The 17,729-nt window shown below is 73.1% G+C and carries 13 protein-coding genes; 12 read left to right on the forward strand and 1 reads right to left on the reverse strand.

Features of this window, described 5'->3' with window-relative positions; translation table 11 throughout:
• Positions 1–79: 79 nt before the first annotated feature.
• A complete protein-coding gene (locus RB614_RS29350) occupies positions 80–2,836 on the forward strand; it encodes a DEAD/DEAH box helicase (RefSeq protein WP_308715908.1) in 2,757 nt (918 codons plus the stop codon).
• Between the two features lie 104 nt (positions 2,837–2,940).
• On the forward strand, positions 2,941–3,795 hold the full coding sequence (locus tag RB614_RS29355; protein WP_308715909.1) for an MHYT domain-containing protein: 855 nt from the start codon (positions 2,941–2,943) through the stop codon (positions 3,793–3,795).
• Positions 3,796–4,555: 760 nt separating this feature from the next.
• Here RB614_RS29355 and RB614_RS29360 read toward each other — a convergent pair.
• Complete coding sequence (locus RB614_RS29360; protein WP_308715910.1) at positions 4,556–5,476, reverse strand: 5'-3' exonuclease; 921 nt, start codon at positions 5,474–5,476, stop codon at positions 4,556–4,558.
• 153 nt (positions 5,477–5,629) lie between these two features.
• Between RB614_RS29360 and RB614_RS29365 the strand changes: the two genes are divergently transcribed.
• The 10 genes from RB614_RS29365 (at position 5,630) to RB614_RS29410 (ending at position 17,708) form a co-directional block, all read left to right on the forward strand.
• Positions 5,630–6,850: a glycosyltransferase gene (locus tag RB614_RS29365; protein WP_308715911.1), complete on the forward strand. Its 1,221-nt coding sequence runs from the start codon at positions 5,630–5,632 to the stop codon at positions 6,848–6,850.
• Positions 6,851–6,941: 91 nt separating this feature from the next.
• Positions 6,942–8,414 carry a lipopolysaccharide biosynthesis protein gene (locus RB614_RS29370; protein WP_308715912.1) on the forward strand — a complete coding sequence of 491 codons (1,473 nt, stop codon included), beginning with the start codon at positions 6,942–6,944 and terminating at the stop codon, positions 8,412–8,414.
• A 44-nt stretch (positions 8,415–8,458) separates the two neighbouring features.
• On the forward strand, positions 8,459–10,024 hold the full coding sequence (locus tag RB614_RS29375) for an O-antigen ligase family protein (RefSeq protein ID WP_308715913.1): 1,566 nt from the start codon (positions 8,459–8,461) through the stop codon (positions 10,022–10,024).
• A 32-nt stretch (positions 10,025–10,056) separates the two neighbouring features.
• Entirely contained in the window at positions 10,057–11,079 is a 1,023-nt protein-coding gene (locus RB614_RS29380) for a Gfo/Idh/MocA family protein (RefSeq protein ID WP_308715914.1), read from the forward strand.
• 151 nt (positions 11,080–11,230) lie between these two features.
• Entirely contained in the window at positions 11,231–11,713 is a 483-nt protein-coding gene (locus RB614_RS29385) for an acyltransferase (protein ID WP_428983130.1), read from the forward strand.
• A complete protein-coding gene (locus RB614_RS29390) occupies positions 11,713–12,831 on the forward strand; it encodes a DegT/DnrJ/EryC1/StrS family aminotransferase (RefSeq protein ID WP_308715916.1) in 1,119 nt (372 codons plus the stop codon). The genes RB614_RS29385 and RB614_RS29390 overlap by 1 nt, the downstream gene beginning before the upstream one ends.
• Positions 12,831–13,793, forward strand: coding sequence for a glycosyltransferase family 4 protein (locus RB614_RS29395; protein WP_308715917.1), 963 nt, complete (start codon positions 12,831–12,833; stop codon positions 13,791–13,793). Before RB614_RS29390 ends, RB614_RS29395 begins: the two co-directional genes overlap by 1 nt.
• A gap of 184 nt (positions 13,794–13,977) precedes the next feature.
• On the forward strand, positions 13,978–14,643 hold the full coding sequence (locus RB614_RS29400; RefSeq protein WP_308715918.1) for an FKBP-type peptidyl-prolyl cis-trans isomerase: 666 nt from the start codon (positions 13,978–13,980) through the stop codon (positions 14,641–14,643).
• Positions 14,644–14,647: 4 nt separating this feature from the next.
• Positions 14,648–15,676: an alpha/beta hydrolase gene (locus RB614_RS29405; RefSeq protein WP_308715919.1), complete on the forward strand. Its 1,029-nt coding sequence runs from the start codon at positions 14,648–14,650 to the stop codon at positions 15,674–15,676.
• 283 nt (positions 15,677–15,959) lie between these two features.
• Positions 15,960–17,708, forward strand: a complete 1,749-nt coding sequence (locus RB614_RS29410; RefSeq protein ID WP_308715920.1) for a cholesterol oxidase substrate-binding domain-containing protein — start codon at positions 15,960–15,962, stop codon at positions 17,706–17,708.
• Positions 17,709–17,729 lie beyond the last annotated feature (21 nt).

Raw genomic sequence — 17,729 nt, forward strand, 5'->3', positions numbered from 1 at the left:
CCAGGTCAGGCCGGACGCCGCCGACCCCGGAACGTGGCGCGACCTGAATGTCGGTGTACAGGCAAGATAAATTATGGGCATGAGCAGCCCCGCCGAGCGGTACGCCGCGGCGCGCCGCCGGGCCGATGAGGCCGCAGGTTTCCCGGCACTCGAGGACTTCGCCCTCGACCTCGGATTCGATCTCGACGACTTCCAGCGGGAGGCGTGCGAGGCGCTCGAGCGGGGCAGCGGCGTACTCGTCTGCGCTCCCACCGGGGCGGGAAAGACCGTGGTCGGCGAGTTCGCCGTGCACCTGGCCCTCTCCACGCCCGACCTGCGGCGCAAGTGCTTCTACACCACGCCGATCAAGGCGCTCTCCAACCAGAAGTACCACGACCTGGTGGAACGCTACGGCGCGGAGCGGGTCGGCCTGCTCACCGGCGACAACGCCATCAACGGCGACGCGCCGGTGGTGGTGATGACCACCGAGGTGCTGCGCAACATGCTCTACGCCGGCTCGTCCACTTTGGAGGGACTGGCGTACGTGGTGATGGACGAGGTGCACTACCTCGCCGACCGCTTCCGCGGCGCCGTGTGGGAGGAGGTGATCATCCACCTGCCCGCCTCGGTGACGCTGGTCTCCCTGTCGGCGACCGTCTCCAACGCGGAGGAGTTCGCCGACTGGCTGGTCACCGTGCGCGGCGAGACGGCCGTCGTGGTCAGCGAGCACCGCCCGGTGCCGCTGTGGCAGCACATGCTGGTCGGGCGGCGGATGTTCGACCTGTTCCACGACGCCGACGCGGCCCGCAAGCACGACGTACACCCCGAGCTGCTGCGCTACTCCCGCGAGCAGCTGCGCCGCCTGGAGCTGACCGACGGGTACTCCCCGGGGCGCGGCGGCCGCGGCGGGCGGCGCTGGCGGGGTCCGCTGCGCGCCGACATCGTCGAGCGGCTCGACCGGGAGGGGCTGCTGCCGGCGATCCTGTTCATCTTCAGCCGGGCCGGCTGCGACGCGGCCGTGCAGCAGTGCCTGCACGCCGGGCTGCGCCTCACCACGCCGGACGAGCGGGCCGAGATCCGCCGGGTCGCCGAGGCCCGGATGGCCGCCATCCCCGGCGGTGACCTGCAGGTCCTCGGCTACTGGGAGTGGCTCGACGGGCTGGAGCGGGGGCTGGCCGCGCACCACGCGGGGCTGCTGCCGGCGTTCAAGGAGGTCGTCGAGGAGCTCTTCGTGCGCGGCCTGGTCAAGGCCGTCTTCGCCACCGAGACGCTCGCCCTGGGCATCAACATGCCGGCCCGGTGCGTGGTGCTGGAACGGCTGGTGAAGTTCAACGGCGAGGCGCACGTCGACCTGACGCCGGGGGAGTACACGCAGCTCACCGGCCGCGCCGGCCGCCGGGGCATCGACGTGGAGGGGCACGCGGTCGTGGTGTGGGCGCCGGAGGTCGACCCGCGGCACGTGGCCGGGCTCGCCTCCACCCGCACGTACCCGCTGCGCTCCAGCTTCCGCCCGTCGTACAACATGGCCGCCAACCTGGTCGGCACGGTCGGCGCGGCGCCGGCCCGGGAGCTGCTGGAGAGCTCGTTCGCCCAGTTCCAGGCGGACCGCTCGGTGGTCGGCCTGGCCCGCCAGGTGCAGCGCAACCTTCAGGCCATCGAGGCGTACGGCAACGAGGTGCGCTGCCACCACGGCGACTTCGACGAGTACTTCGCGCTGCGCGTGGCGATCGCCGACCGCGAGCGCGCCCTGGCCCGGCAGGGGAGCAGCCAGCGCCGCGCCGAGGCGGTCCGCTCCCTCGAACGGCTTCGGGTCGGCGACGTCGTGCGCGTGCCGTCCGGCCGCCGCTCCGGGCTGGCCGTGGTGCTCGACCCGGGCGTGGGCGGCTTCGGCGAGCCGCGGCCGCTGGTGCTCACCCAGGACAGGTGGGCCGGGCGGGTCACCCCGGCCGACTTCACCGCGCCGGCCGAGGTGCTGGCCCGCGTGCGGGTACCCAAGCATTTCAACCACCGCTCGCCCGCCGCGCGCCGCGACCTGGCCGCGCAGGTGACGGCGACGGGCCTGGACCGGCACGCCGGGCGGCGGTCGCGGTCCAAGGGCGGCGACGGCGAGGACCGCGAGCTGGCGCTGCTCCGGGTCCAGCTGCGGCAGCACCCCTGCCACGCCTGCCCGGAACGGGAGGAGCACGCCCGCTGGGCCGAGCGGCGGCACCGCCTGGGGCGCGACACCGAGCAGCTGCGGGAGAAGGTGGCCGGGCGCACCGGCTCGCTCGCGCGGACCTTCGACAACGTCTGCGACCTGCTCACCAACCGCGGGTACCTGACGCCCGACGGCGAGGTCACCGACGCCGGCCGCATGCTCGCCCGGATCTGGACCGAGGCCGACCTGCTGGTCGCCGAGTGCCTGCGCCGCGGCGTGTGGGACGGCCTGTCCGCGGCCGAGCTGGCGGCGGCCGTCTCGGTCGTGCTGTACGAGGCCCGCCGCGAGGGCGACGAGCGGGCCTCGGTGCCGCGCGGGCCGGTCTCGGACGCGGTCGACGCCACCGTCAAGATCTGGGCCGAGCTGGAGGCCGACGAGGCGTCCCGCGGCCTCGACCTGACCCGCGAGCCCGACCTCGGCTTCGTGTGGCCGATCTTCCGCTGGGCCCGCGGTGAAGACCTGGCGAAGGTCCTGGCCAGCGGCCACAACCTGGACGGCGAGATGCCGGCCGGCGACTTCGTGCGGTGGGCCCGGCAGGTGGTCGACCTGCTCGGCCAGGTCGCCGAGGCCGCCTCCGCGTCTCCCAAGCTCCGCGAGGCGGCCCGCTCCGCGATGGGCGCGGTAAACCGAGGAGTGCTCGCGTATAACGCCGTGACGTAGCCGCCCGGACACCGTCAGGCGTATGGCCGACCGTCCAGTTGTAGAACGCCGATCGTCTCTTAATGATCGTTTCCGCTGGTGGGGGCGGCCTGGGGGGACGATCCGTGGAGATACATCACTTCGAGTACGGCTGGATCACGCCGACGCTGAGCTACGCGCTCTCGGTGCTGGGCTCGCTGCTCGGCCTGACCTGCGCGGTGCGGGTACGCGAGGCGACCACCTCGGCGCAGCGCGCCTGGTGGCTGATGCTCGCCGCCTGGGCGATCGGCGGTACCGCGATCTGGAGCATGCACTTCATGGCCATGCTCGGCTTCTCGGTGGTCGGCCACCAGATCCGGTACGACGTGGCGCTGACCGCGGCGAGCGCGGTGATCGCGGTGGCGGTCGTCGGCGTCGGCCTGTTCATCGCCGCGCTGGGCCGCCCGTCGATCGTCAAGATCCTGCTCGGCGGCCTCTTCGCCGGCCTCGGGGTGGCCGCGATGCACTACACCGGCATGGCGGCGATGCGCGTGGAAGCCCGGATCGACTACGACACCACCCGCGTCGCCCTCTCGACCGCCATCGCCGTGGTCGCGGCGACGGTCGCGCTCTGGCTGGTCGTGAACGTCAAGGGCGCCCTGGCGATCGGCGCGTCCGCCCTGGTCATGGGCGTCGCCGTGAACGGCATGCACTTCACCGGCATGTCCGCCATGTCCGCCCACGAACACCCCACCCCCGGCGACCCGTCCGGCGCCACCGCCTCCAACCTGCTGGTCCCGATCATCCTGGCCGTGATCCTGGTGGTCATCGCCCTCATCTACGCCGTGCTCGCCGCCCCGAACGAGGAGGACCGCGCCGGCGCCGCCTACCTCGACGCCCGCATCGCCGACCGGCTGAGCAACACCCCCGCCCCCGAGCCGCCCCCGTCCCCGCACGGCCTGGCGGCCCGCCGCACCAACCTCCCCACCCGCCGCCCGTAGCGCGCCCTTCGGGCGTTGTGAGCTACCGCGACGCCCGTGGCGGTCCGGACCCAATGCCACTCACCTATTTGATCAAGGTCAGGCGACTGTGCAGCCATGACCTTCCTGGCTGTACCTCTGGCCACAGCCAGGTACCACGATCCGCGCGGGCCAGCCGACCCCCGACGCCGATCAAGGGGCGCACGGACCTCGCCCCCGCGTTCGCCGCTGGAGGTGGCGTCCTTTGATCGCGGCCGGGCCCGGGCCGGTCAACGGCCTCACGCTCGTGAGCGGCGCTGCCCCGCCGGCCCCCGCCGCCTCCGCCTCCGGCAGGGACCGGCGGACTCCATGATCGGTGCCGAGGTTGGTAGATCGTGGTACTTCGCTGCCCCTCCAGGGGCACGCAAATACCACGATCACAGGGCGGATCCGTCGAGCCGCCGTCGATCAAGGAATCTGCGGCGACATTCCGGGCAAGGGCCGCCGGGGGTCGGGCATCGCGCGCGCCGCCGGCAGCGGCCCCCGCGTCGGACCGGCCAGCCTGAGTGGGCGATGTCCGCGACATTGCCCGGTGCGTGCCCCACCGCGGCGGCGTTGCGGGTGGCCCCGCCGCGCTGGCCGTGCGAGGCGGGCCGGGGTGGGTTGTGCGACCGCGGAGGGTGAGGCCGCGGGAACGCACCCCAAGAAAACGCTCCGCTGCGCTCCACGTTTCCCCGGGGACCCCGCGCAACGGTCCGGACCACGGCGGGCGTCGCGGTAGCTCGGATCTCTGTTCTCAAGATCAGCGGCGGGGGAGGGCGAGGGCGTCGACGAGGCGCTTGCAGGAGCCGGCGAGGTTCCACTTCTCGGCCAGGGCGAGCAGGCGGTCGCCGTCCGCGGGGGCGGTGGGCAGGCTCGTGTCGAAGTCGGGGATCGGGATGTCGCGGGCGACCCGGACCACCTTCGGCGCCACCGCCAGATAGTCGCGGGCGGCGGCCAGCTTGCCGCGCAGGCCGGCGGCGAAGCCGGCCTTCGGGTCGTCCAGGGCGGCCAGGATGCCGTCCAGGTCGCCGTAGCGGGTGACCAGCCGGGCCGCGGTCTTCTCGCCGACGCCGGGTACGCCGGGCAGGCCGTCGCTGGGATCGCCACGGAGCGCGGCGAAGTCGGCGTACGCGGCGGCCGGCACGCCGTACTTGGCACGCACCGCGGTGTCGTCGCAGTCTTCGAGCTTGGCCACGCCGCGACCGCAGTACAGCAGCCGGACCGGCTTGGCGTCGTCGACGAGCTGGAAGAGGTCGCGGTCGCCGGAGGCCACCTCGACCGGGCCGGGCTGGGTGGTGGCGAGCGTGCCGAGCACGTCGTCGGCCTCGTAGCCGGGGGCCTCGACCGCCGGGATGCCGATCGCCTCCAGGACCTCCAGGATCAGCGGGATCTGCGGTACCAGCGTGTCGGGCACGATCTCCGCGCCGGGCAGCCCGCCGGCGTCGAGCCGGTGCGCCTTGTACGACGGGAGCAGCTCCACCCGCCACGCCGGGCGCCAGTCGGCGTCCATCGCGCACACCAGGCGATCCGGGTGGCGGCCGCGGACCAGCGTGGCGAGGAAGTCGAGGAACCCGCGGACGGCGTTGACCGGGGTGCCGTCGGCGGCCCGCGCCGCGGACTCGGGGATCCCGAAGTACGCCCGGAAGTAGAGGCTCGGCGCGTCCACGAGGAGCAGCGTCATGCCGGACAGCTTGTCACAGCGCGTTCGCGCCGGCCTACGCCCGCGGTGGAGGCGGCCGGGCAAGGTGGACGTAAGGTAAACGAAAGGTTAAGAATCGGTGTGCTGGGGCCCTGCCCGAGGAATGGCGAGCGCTCCGCACCTATCCTCGGGCGCGTGACGTTGTCGGCGCCGGAGAAGGCCACACCCCCGAAGCGCGACCCGGGCCGCCCACTGCGGATCGGCATGATCGTGGTGAGCGAGTACGAGTCGGACCCGCGCGTGCGCCGCCAGGCCGAGGCGCTCGCCGCCCGCGGTGACGAGGTGACCGTCGTCGCCCTCGCCGCGCCCGGCCGCCCCGAGGTCGACGTGGTCGACGGGGTGAAGGTCGTGCACCTGCCCACCCGCAAGTACCGGGGCAGCTCCGCGAAGGCGTACCTCTCGCTGTACGGCGGCTTCGGCGCCCGCGCCGCCCGCTGGCTGAGCACCCGCCCCCGCGCGTTCGACCTGGTGCAGGCCCACTCGATGCCCGAGGCGCTGGTCTTCGCCGCGGTCGTGCCCCGGCTCTTCGGCACCCCGTTGCTGCTCGACGTGCACGACCTGACGTCGAAGCTGTTCGCGTCGAAGTTCGCCGGCAAGAGCAAGGTGCTCACCGCGATCACCGCGTCGGAGAAGGCGTCGTTCCGGTTCGCGCACGAGGTGCTGACCGTGCACGAGCCGTACGCGGACGAGATCCGGGCCTGGACCAGGCGCCCCGTCTCCGTGGTCATGAACTGCCCCGACGAGCGCCTCTTCACCCCCCGCCCCGAGCCGCTGCGCTGGGACCCGGCCGGCGAGGTCGTGTTCAGCTACCACGGCCTCGTCGCGCCCCGCCACGGCCTGGTCGAGGCGACCGAGGCGCTCGCCCGCCTGCGCGGCGACTTCCCGGGCGCGCGGCTCCAGGTGCGGGGGAGCGGCGACGGCCTGGAGGAGCTCGGCGCCCGGGCCGAGGCGCTCGGCATCGCGGACGCGGTCGACCTGCCGACCAGGCTCTACCCGCTGCCCGAGATCGTCAAGGAGCTGGAAAAGGTCCACATCGGACTCGTACCGAGCAAGCTCGACCCGTGGACCGACGGCGTACTCCCCACCAAGCTGATGGAGTACGCGATGCTGGGCGTCCCGGTCATCACGTTCCGCAACCCGGTGATCTCGCGGTACTTCCCGGACGACACGGTCCGCTACGTCGACCCGGCCAGCCCGGACACCCTGCACGAGGCCATGCGCGAGCTGGCCGGCGACCCCGACCGGGCCATGGCGCAGGCCGCCCGGGCCAGCGAGGTCATGGCCGGCCTGCGGTGGAGCGAGCAGAAGAAGCACTACTTCGCGGTCGTCGACCGCCTCACCGCAAGGCGTGGTTGAGAGCACAGCCCCGAGGGTCGGAGAGGTCCGGTCCGCGGAGCAGAGCGCCGACGATGGACCGAACCGGCCCGCGGGAGCGGAGCGAGCGCCGATGAGCACAGAGCCGCCGCGCCCCGGGATCGTCCGCGCGGGGCTGCTGTCCATGGCGGGGCTCGTCGCGCTCGGCCTGACCCGGCTCCTGCACGGCGCGATGGTCAGCCGCGCCACCGACCAGAAGACGTACGGCCTGGTCGGCACGCTCATCGCGATCACCACGATCGGGAGCCTGCTGCTGCCGGCCGGCGTGGCGAGCGCGGCGTCGAAGTTCATCCCGTTCGAGGACGGCCGGGGGGACGCCGCCGCGGCCCGGGGCGTGCACCGGCTGCTGGTCCGGGTCGGCTGGGCCGGGGCGGTACCGATCAGCCTCGGCGCGGCCCTCGGTGCCGCCGCCGTGTTCGACCTCGGCTGGGTGGACACGCTCCAGGTGGCGGCGCTGTGCTGCGCCTTCTCCGCGTACTCGGTGCAGAAGTCGGTGCTGTACGGCTTCGGGCTCGTCCCCGCGTACACCAGGCTGGAGCTGGCCTGCTCCGGCCTGGCCCTCGCGGCGACGGCGCTGGTGGTGGTCGCCGGCTGGTCCGTCTACCTGCTCCCGCTCGCGGCGGGTTACACGCTCTTCACGCTCGGCGCCTGGTGGCGGGTGCGGCCGCTGGCGAAAGGCCCGAGGCAGCGGTACACCCCCACCCGCGAGATCGCCGTCTTCGTCGTGCTGGCCTGCGTCGGCACGCTCTGCTCCCAGGGCTTCCTGCAGGGCACCCAGCTGCTGGCCAACCACTTCGCCACCCGCCAGGAGGTCGCGTACTTCGCGGCCGCGGTCACGCTCATCGCGCCCGCGTACTTCCTGCCCCGCGCGCTCGGCATCGTGCTGTTCCCCTCGATGGCCCGCGCGCACGGCGCCGGCGACGTGGCCGACGTGCGCCGCCAGGCCGACCTCTCCACCCGCGCGCTGCTGGTCGTGCTCGCCCCGCTCTTCGCCGTCGCGCTGCTGGTCGCGCCCGAGATCCTGACCCTCTTCGGCGGCTCGGAGTATGCCTCCGGCGCGCCGGTGCTGCGGCTGATGCTCGCCGCCACGTACCTGGCGGTGGTCGCCGTGCCCGCCGTGAACGCCCTCTCCAGCGGGGCGCACGTGCGCGTGCCGGTGTTCTCCGCGGTCGCCGGACTGATCACCGGGCTCGCGGTGGTGGCCGCGCTCGGCGGCCCGCTCGGCGCGGCCGGCGTCGGCCTCGGGTACCTGTGCGGCACCGCGGTGACCGCCGGCGGCCCGGTCGTCACGGCCTGGCGCCTGCACCGGATGTCGTGGGTCGCCCCCGTGGGGTTAGCGGCCGGGTTCGTCGCTCTCGTGCTCGTCGCGGCGTCCGTCGCAGATCAGTGGCTGAATCCGGGCACCCGTATCGCCGCTGCCGCGTTCGCCCTGATCATGGGCTTTTTCCTGCTTCGCGGTCAGATCCGCCTACTGCGCGACGCTTCCGCGGTCGGACGGCTTAAGGTGGCCGGGGGTTCACCATCTCGTTGGGGACGGAGGGTGTAGTGGCGCGCGGCGCGGTACGGAACGGGACGGATGACGGGGCACAGATGCTTTCTGCACAACCGCGGACGGATACGCTCGCGGAGGGCACGGCACCCCGCACGGACCTGACGGGCCGCCTGAGCCGCTGGCTCGGCCTCGCCCTGGTGGTGCTGCTCGGGGCCCTCCTGATCTGGGTGCTCTTCGAGACCTGGATCCAGGTGCTGCTCTCCACCCCGGTGGAGGACGCCGAGGGCAACCTGCTCGCCGAGGGGCCGGACTGGCCGAAGGACGTCAAGAACGGCCTCTACTTCCTCCTCCTGGCCTTCGCCCTCGTCAAGATCACAGTGGGCCGGCGATGGCGCGACTTCCGTACCCCGGCGGACGTCGCGCTCGTGGTGCTCGGCGTGGTGCTGGTGCTCGCCGGCCTGTTCGGCGACTCGTCGTTCCAGCTGATCGGCGAGGCCGGCTGGGTGTACCTGCGCGGCGTCATCGTCTTCTACGCCTGGCGGGCCGCCGACCCCGGCCGTACCTCGGTGCGGCGGGTGCTGACCGTCGTCGGCGTGATCGTCGGCCTCAACGCGCTGATCGCGATCTGGCAGACCCTCGCCGGCCCGACCAGCTACGAAAACCTCGGCTGGATCAACATGACGTGGGCCCGGATCAACCGGGCGCACGCGCTGCTCGACCACCCCAACCACCTCGGGCACCTGCTCGCGCTCACGATGCTCGGCATCTTCGCGTACATGGCCTCCCGGACGAAGGTCCACTGGCGGTGGTGGGTCGCGTTCGTGCTGCTGGCGGTCGCGCTCTCGGCCACCCAGTCGCGCGAGTCGACGCTCGGCTTCGTCGCCGGCGTCGCGGTGATCTGCTTCCTGCGCCGCGGCAAGTGGGCCGCCGCCGCGATCTCCGTCACGATCGTGCTCGGCTTCGCCGCCGCCCAGCTCGCCGTCAGCCCGGAAAACCGGGCCGAGCTGGCCCGCCGCCTCGCCGGCGTGGCCAGCGCCTTCGACCTGCCCAGCGGCGCCGAGGGCGACGACGCCTGCGTCGAGACCCGCACCGACTGCGGCGAGGACCGGGAGAAGATCCCCGAGCGCGAGGTCCGCGTGCTCTACACCCAGCAGGGCGTCGAGCTGTGGCTCAAGCGGCCGGCACTCGGGTACGGCGTGGGCCAGTTCGGCGGCATCGTGGCGTACGAGCACGACCCGCTCTGGTACCAGGACCCGCGCTTCGGCCCGGAGGGTTTCCGCCTGTACGGCTCGAACGAGAAGCAGGTCGACTCGTTCTGGCTGCACCTGCTGGTGGAGACCGGCACGCTCGGCGCGCTCGCCTACCTGGTCTGGCTCTTCCTGCTCATCGCGCCGATCGTGCGCGCGGTGTGGCGGCGCGGTAGCGCGGTGCATCCGTTCGGCTGGTGGGCGCCGGCGGCGATGATGTTCGCGGTGCTGGTGGCCTGCCTGGCCCCCTCGCTGGAGGATCCGCTGTTTCCGGCGCAGCTCTTCACCATCCTGGGCCTGGCCTGGGTGTGGTGGAAGCGTGGCACGCTAGTGTCGTCGGGATCAGGCTCGAGCGGGAGTCGTGAGGCAACGGGCAGCGACCACGACGGTGGCCGAGCGCCGAGCGGCGGAGCGTGAAGGCTCAGTGACACCCGAGAGGACCGAAGAACGTGAGTGATGCCGTCGCACTGGTCGGCTTCGGCTACTGGGGCCCCAACCTGGCCCGCAACCTGCAGACCCACGCCGGCGACCGGTGGCGCTACCTGGTCGAGCTCTCGCCCGAGCGGGGCGCCAAGGCGGCCGGGCTGTACCCGAAGGTGACCGTCACCGACGACCTGGCCGCCGTGCTCGACGACCCGGAGGTCGGCCTCGCCGTCGTCGCCACCCCGGCGGCCACGCACGCGCCCCTCACCCGGCGGCTGCTGGAGGCCGGCAAGCACGTCCTGGTGGAAAAGCCGCTCGCGCTCTCCAGTGCGGACGCCGTCGCGCTCGCCCGCCTCGCCGACCAGCGCGAGCGGGTGCTGATGGTCGGGCACACCTTCGAGTACGTGCCGGCCGTGCGCAGGATGAAGGAGCTCGTCGACGGCGACGCCTTCGGCGACCTGCTCTACCTGCACTCGCAGCGGCTCAACCTGGGGCGCATCCAGAGCGACATCAACGCGTTCTGGTCGATCGGCCCGCACGACGTCTCGATCGCCAACTACCTGGTCGGGCAGCGCCCCGAGTGGGCCGCCGCCGAGGGCGCCCGCTACCTCAACAAGGACGTCGAGGACGTGGCTTTCGTCACCGTCGGTTACCCCGGCGGCGTGCTCGCCCACATGCACGTGAGCTGGCTCGACCCGTCGAAGACCCGCCGGACCACCGTCGTGGGCAGCAAGCAGATGCTCGTGTACGACGACATGGACGCCGACGCCAAGCTGCGGGTCTACGACAAGGGCGCCGACAAGGTCTTCGAAGACGAGTACGGCGCCTGGCAGTACCGCCTGCGCGACGGCGTCGTGACCGTGCCCGAGCTGGAAAAGGCCGAGCCGCTCGGCGTGGAGCTGCGACACTTCCTGGAGTGCGCCGACACCGGCACCCGCCCGCGCACCGACGGGTGGAACGGGGTCGACGTCGTGGCCGTGCTCGAGGCGGTCGACGCCTCGCTGCGGGCCGGCGGCGCCCAGGTGAAGGTGGAGGCCGGTGACCGTTAGCCCCCTCGCCGTGATCGCCGAAGGCGTCGTCCTCGGCGGCGGCGCGACCGTCGAGGAGTTCTGCATCGTCGGCCGGTCCGGGCCCGACGGCGCGAAGACGGTCTTCGGCGACGGCGCCAAGCTGCGCAGCCACACCGTCGTCTACGCCGGCGTGACCGCCGGCGCGAAGTTCCAGACCGGACACCACGTCCTGGTCCGCGAGCACACCACCATCGGCGACGACGTCTCGGTCGGCTCACTCTCCGTCGTGGAGCACACCGTCCAGATCGGAGACCGGGTACGGGTGCACTCGCACTGCTTCGTCCCCGAGTTCTCGGTCCTGGAGGACGACGCGTGGCTCGGCCCGCGGGTGACGCTCACCAACGCGCCGTTCCCGCGCTGCCCGGACGTCGCCAAGTGCATCAAGGGCGTCCACATCGGACGCGCGGCGCGCATCGGCGCCAACGTCACCATCCTGCCCGGCGTACGCATCGGCGAGCGGGCCCTCATCGGCGCCGGCGCGGTCGTCACGAAGGACGTCGCCCCCGGCGCCGTCGTCGTCGGCAACGCCGGCCGGCAGGTGAAGACCATCGACGACCTGCTCTGCCCCGCCGGGATAGACCATCGCCCCTACCCATCGCTATCGGAGTCATGATGACCACCGCAGTACCGCTCGTCGACGTCAAGGCCTCCTACCTGCGCCACAAGGAGGCGATCGACGCCGGCATGCGCGAGGTCGTGGAGAGCACGGCGTTCATCCAGGGGCCGCAGCTGAAGGCGTTCGAGGCGCAGTTCGCGGCGTTCTGCGGCACCAAGCACGCGATCGGCGTCGGCTCCGGCACGGCCGCGCTGCACCTGGCGCTCGCCGCCGCGGGCGTCGGCCCCGGCGACGTGGTGGCGGTGCCGGCGCACACGTTCATCGCCTCCGCCGAGCCGATCACCTGGCTGGGCGCGACCCCGCGGTTCGTGGAGATCGACCCGCAGACCGGCGCGATGGACCCGGTCGCGCTCAAGGACGCCATCGACGGGGTACGCGCGGTGATGCCGGTCGACATCCACGGCCGCCCCGCCGACCTGGAGCAGCTCTCGGCGGTGGCCGCCTCGGCCGGCGTACCGCTGATCGAGGACGCCGCCCAGTCGCACGGCGCCGACGTGGTCAAGGCCGACGGCAGCGTGGTGCGCGCCGGCGGGTGGGGGCTCGCCGCCTGCTTCTCCTTCTACCCGGGCAAAAACCTCGGCGCCTTCGGCGACGCGGGCGCCATCACCACCAACGACGACGACTTCGCCGCCGCCGTGCGCAAGCTCCGCGACCACGGGCGCACCACGAAGTACGAGCACGAGATCGTCGGGTACGCGCACCGGATGGACACCCTCCAGGCGGCCGTCCTGTCGGCGAAGCTCCCCACACTCGACGACGACAACGCCCGGCGGGTGGAGCTGATGGCCGGCTACGAGGCCGAGCTGGCCGGCGTCGGCGACCTCTGGTTCCCGCCGGCGACCCCCGACCGGCGCAGCGTCTTCCACCACGCGCTGCTGCGCACGGCCCGCCGGGACGACCTGCTGGCGCACCTTCGCGCGGCCGGTGTGGGTGCCGGTGTCCACTACCCGGTGCCGCTGCACCTCCAGCCGGCGTACGCGTCGCTCGGGCACAAGCGGGGCGACCTGCCGCTGACCGAGGCGTGGGCGGACGAGTGCCTGTCGCTGCCGATCTACCCCGAGCTGACCTCCGCACAGCAGGCGCAGGTGGTGGACGCGGTCCGGTCGTTCTTCTGATGAAGGTGCTCGCGGTCACCAACCTGTGGCCGACCGAGGGCAGCTTCCGCGGCGTGTTCGTGGCCGAGCAGGTGGAGGGTCTGCGCAAGCTCGGCCACGACGTCGACGTGGAGGTGGTCGCCCAGTCCCGCGGCGTCAAGGACTACCTCCTGGCCGCCCCGCGGGTGCGCCGCCGGGCCCGCGCCGCGCGCTACGACCTCGTCCACGTCCACTATGGACTGACGGCGCTCTCCGCCCGCCTGGTCGGCCGGGTACCGCGCGTGCTCTCCCTCTACGGCAGCGACGTCAACGAGCCCTGGCAGGCCCGCATCACCCGGCTGACCGCCGGCCACCCGGCGGTGCGCGTGTACCCGTCGAAGCGCTTGGTCGAGGCGGCCGGCGACCCGGCCGGCGTGGTCGTGCCGAACGGCATAGACTTCGACTTCTTCGCGCCCGGCGACCGCGCGGCGGCCCGGTCCCGGCTGGGGTTCGGGCCGGACGAGGTGGTGGTGCTCTTCGGCGCCGCCCCGGACAACGCGGTCAAGCGCTACGACATCTTCACCGCCGTGCTGGCGGGGCTGCGCGAGCGCGGGCTGCCGGTGCGCGAGCTCATCCTGCCCGGCCCCGGCCAGGTCCGGGCGGACGTGGTACCCAAGTTCGCCGCGGCCGACCTGCTGCTGGTCACGTCGCGGCAGGGCACCGAGAGCGGTCCGCTGATCGTCAAGGAGGCCGCCGCGATGGGCCTCCCCGTGGTCAGCGTCGACGTCGGCGACGTCCGCGAGGTGCTGGACGACGTGACCCCCTCCGCGGTCGTGGACTTCCCGCCCTCCGACCCCGAGCTGGTCGAGGCGCTGGTCGCGGCGTCCGCGCGGGTACTGGAGTCCGGCTCCCGCAGCGACGGCCGCGCGAAGATCGCCCGCTACGACCAGGACGCCGTCGTCCGCCAGCTCGCCGCCGTCTACGAGCGTGCCCTGACCCTCTGACAGCGCGTGCCCTCCCACGGCCCGTGATCGAAGCTCCCTCCATGTCGTTCTAGCGACTTGAAGGGAGCTTCGATCACCCCCACCGCTGCGCGAAGGAGCGGGCGCCCCCGCGGCATCGACCGGGGCACGAGGGGCTCAGGTCGTGCCGGTAGGGTGTCGGAGTCGTGCGGAGGCAGGAGGGGTCGTGGCGGAGCAGAGGACGGCCAAGCAGGAGCGGCGGGCGGCGGCCAAGGCGGCCGCCGCGCGTGCGGCGCAGGTGAAGAAGCGCAACCAGGCGCTCGCGGGCGCCGGCGCGGGTCTCGCCGTCCTCGTGGTCCTGGTCGCGGTCTTCTTCATCGCGCGCGCTGGCGATGACGGCGAAGACGTCGGCTCGGCCGCGCTCACCACGACCGCCAGCCCCACCGCGGCCGCCGAGCCGGAGGCGCCGGCCGCCACGCAGCCGCCGGCCGCGGACTTCCCGCCGGTGCCCGATGGGGCCGACCCGGCGCTCAAGACCAAGCCGCAGGTCAAGGCGGGCAGCGGCACCCTCGCAAAGCTCGCCGTCACCCCGCTCGTCAAGGGCAAGGGCCCGGCGGCCGAGGCGGGCCAGACCATCACCGTCAACTACGTCGGCGTCTCCTACACGACCGGCGAGGAGTTCGACGCCTCGTGGAACCGGTCGGAGCCGTTCAGCTTCCAGCTCGGCACGGGCGGCGTGATCCCCGGCTGGGACCAGGGGCTGGTCGGCGCGACCGTGGGCAGCCGCGTGCAGCTGGACATCCCGGCCGACCTCGCGTACGGGGAAAACCCGCAGGGCGGCCAGCCGGCCGGGCCGCTGCGCTTCGTCATCGACGTGCTCGGGCTCCAGTAGCGCCATGCTGCCCTGGGAGGGTGAGCTCGCCGGGCGCCTCGACCGAGAGGTGATCGACTCGGCGCTGCTGCGCGGAAACCCGCTCGGCGACCCGCACGAGCGGCCGTTGTGGGTGTACACGCCACCCGGCTACGACGCCGGCGCGGCCACCCGCTACCCGGTGGTCTACGTGCTGCAGGGGTACACCGGTCACGTGGCGATGTGGGCAAACCGCACGCCGTACCGGCAGCCGTTCATCGAGACGGCCGACGCGGTCTTCGCCACCGGCGAGGCGCCGCCCTGCATCGTGGTGTACGTGGACGCGTGGACCGCGTACGGCGGCTCGCAGTTCGTCGACTCGCCCGGCACCGGCCCCTACCACTCGTACCTCTGCGACGAGATCGTCCCCTGGGTCGACGCCCGCTACCGCACCATCCCCGACCGCGAGTCGCGGGCCGTGAGCGGCAAGTCCTCCGGCGGCTTCGGTGCGATGATCACGCCGATGCTGCGCCCCGACCTCTTCGGCGCGCTCGCCACCCACGCCGGCGACAGCCTGTACGAGTACTGCTACCTGGGGGAGTTCGCCAAGTCGGCGCGGGCGCTGCGCGAGTACGACGGCGACATCCAGCGGTGGTGGGACGACTTCCGCTCGCGGACGGCGTTCACGAAAGAGGCCGACCAGACGCTGCTCATGATCCTCGGCTGCACGGCGTGCTTCTCCGCGCGCGACGACGGCACACCGGAGCTGCCGTTCGACCCGCGCACCGGCCAGCTCCGGCCCGAGGTGTGGGAGCGGTGGCTGGCCTGGGACCCGGTGCGCATGGTCGACCGGTACGCGGACGCGCTCCGCTCCCTCCGCGCCGTCTGGATCGACGCCGGCACCCGCGACGAGTGGTTCCTCGACCTGGGCGCGGCGGCGTTCCGGGACGGGCTGGCACGGATCGGCCTGCCCGGCGAGAAGGTCCACTTCGCACACTTCGAGGCCGGGCACGGCGCGATCGACTACCGGTACCCGATGTCGCTCGCCTGGCTCGCGCACCGTCTGGCTCGCTGAGGCAGCGCGCTTCTTGCGCTCCGCGCGTCCGGCGCGCGCCGTGTTCGGTGCTGGGCCGGCTGTCGGGCCTGGCGGCCCGGCGTGGCCGTTTCGTTGCGGCTCGGCCTTTTGCGCGCCCCGTGTTTGACGCGCCCCGCGCGTCTAGCGCGCGCTCCGTCCGCTGGTGCGCGGCGCGGTCCAGGATCGCGCCGGGTCCGTGCGCGGTCCTTGCGAGACAGCGCCAACCGGCCCGAAGCGGGCACTCACCCGGCGCGGGTACGGGAGCGTGCCCACACTGTCCACCATGGCTGAACTGACCCGTCGTGACCTGCTCCGCGCCTCCGCCGCCACGGCCGGCGCCGCCTGGCTCCCCGCCGGTGTGTTCGCTGACGAGGCACCGGGCGTGTTCCGGGGTGACCCGGTTGGGGTGCTCGGCGACGATCCTCCGCCCGGCTTCCCGGCCGGCGTCGACGTGCACCGCGAGGTCTACGAGAACTGGGCCGGCGAGATCCGCGTCGCCAGCCTGTGGACGTGCGTGCCGCGGACCGCCGCCGAGGTCGTCGCCGCCGTCAACTGGGCGCACGCCGCCGGTTGGAAGGTGCGCCCGCGCGGCTACCGGCACGGCTGGGCGCCGCTCACCGTGACCGGGGCGACCGACCCCGCCGCCCCGGTACTCCTCGTCGACACCACCCGCCACCTGACCGCGATGTCGATCGAACCCGGCCCGGTGCCCGGCTCGTCGGCGGTGCGGGTGGGCGCCGGCGCCTCGATGGACGACCTGCTCGCCTTCCTGGAGGCCAACGGCCTCGGCGTCACCAACACGCCGGCGCCCGGCGACCTCAGCGTCGGCGGCGTTCTCGCGATCAACGGCCACGGCACGTCGGTGGCCGCCGCCGGCGAGACCCTCCCGCCCGGGCACACGTACGGCACGCTCAGCAACCTCGTCCTGTCGCTCACCGCCGTCGTCTGGGACCCATCAACCGGCCGCTATGTGTTGAACACGTTCAACCGTGGCGACCCGCTGGGGTCGGCGCTGCTCACCCATGTGGGCAGAGCGTTCGTCACCGAGGCGGTGCTTCGGGTCGGCGCCGACCACAACCTGCGCTGCGTGTCCCATGTGGACGTACCGGCGGCGGAGCTCTTCGGGCCGCCCGGCGCGCCCGGCCGCACGTACGCCCGGTACGTCGACGAGGGCGGGCGGGTGGAGGCGATCTGGTTCACCAACACCACCAAGCCGTGGGTGAAGGTGTGGAGCGTCAGCCCGGAGCGCCCCCTCACGTCCCGGCCGGCCGTCGCGCCGTACAACTACCCGTTCTCCGACAACGTGCCCGAGGCCGTCTCCGACCTGGCCGAGCGGCTGCTGGCGGGGGAGTGGGAGCTGACCCCGACGTTCGGGCGGCTGCAGTACACCGTCGCGGCCGCCGGGCTCACCGCCACGCTCTCGTCCGACCTGTGGGGGCCGTCGAAGAACCTGCTGCTGTACGTCAAGCCGACCACCCTGCGGGAGACCGCCAACGGGTACGCCGTGCTCACCAGCCGCGCCTCGATCCAGCGGGTGGTGCACGAGTTCGCCGTGTACCACGAGCGGTCGGTGGCGGCGTACCAGGCGCGCGGCCTCTACCCGGTCACCGGGCAGGTGGAGGTCCGGGTGGCCGGCGTGGACCGGGCCGCCGACTGCGGGGTACCCGGCGCGGCGCCACCGGCCCTGTCCGCGGCCCGGCCCCGCGCCGACCACCCGGAGTGGGACGTGGTCGTCTGGTTCGACGTGCTGACCTTCCCGACCGCGCCCGGCGCGCACGCCTTCTACCGCGACATGGAGCGGTTCTTCCTCGACACCTACCAGGGGTACGCGGCGGTGCGGGCCGAGTGGTCGAAGGGCTGGGGGTACACGACGACGGCGGCCTGGGCCGACCTGCCGTTCGTCACCGGCACGGTGCCCGACTCGTACCGCCAGGGCCCCGACCCTACGTGGGACTCGGCGGTCGATGTGTTGAACATGTTCGACCCGCACCGGGTGTTCACCAACCCGTTCCTCGACGTCCTGCTGGCGTGAGCAGGTCGGCGGCTTGATCAG

Origin of the sequence: Phytohabitans maris, from assembly GCF_031085175.1 — a bacterium.
Lineage (GTDB): Bacteria > Actinomycetota > Actinomycetes > Mycobacteriales > Micromonosporaceae > Phytohabitans > Phytohabitans maris.

What these genes read in the sequence shown, in the direction of transcription:
- RB614_RS29350 (WP_308715908.1), top strand. Translation starts at nt 80, where the DNA reads ATGAGCAGCCCCGCCGAGCGGTACGCCGCGGCGCGCCGCCGGGCCGAT.
- RB614_RS29370 (WP_308715912.1), top strand. Translation starts at nt 6,942, where the DNA reads ATGAGCACAGAGCCGCCGCGCCCCGGGATCGTCCGCGCGGGGCTGCTG.
- RB614_RS29395 (WP_308715917.1), top strand. Translation starts at nt 12,831, where the DNA reads ATGAAGGTGCTCGCGGTCACCAACCTGTGGCCGACCGAGGGCAGCTTC.
- RB614_RS29410 (WP_308715920.1), top strand. Translation starts at nt 15,960, where the DNA reads ATGGCTGAACTGACCCGTCGTGACCTGCTCCGCGCCTCCGCCGCCACG.
- RB614_RS29390 (WP_308715916.1), top strand. Translation starts at nt 11,713, where the DNA reads ATGACCACCGCAGTACCGCTCGTCGACGTCAAGGCCTCCTACCTGCGC.
- RB614_RS29405 (WP_308715919.1), top strand. Translation starts at nt 14,648, where the DNA reads ATGCTGCCCTGGGAGGGTGAGCTCGCCGGGCGCCTCGACCGAGAGGTG.
- RB614_RS29360 (WP_308715910.1), bottom strand. Translation starts at nt 5,476, where the DNA reads ATGACGCTGCTCCTCGTGGACGCGCCGAGCCTCTACTTCCGGGCGTAC.
- RB614_RS29375 (WP_308715913.1), top strand. Translation starts at nt 8,459, where the DNA reads ATGCTTTCTGCACAACCGCGGACGGATACGCTCGCGGAGGGCACGGCA.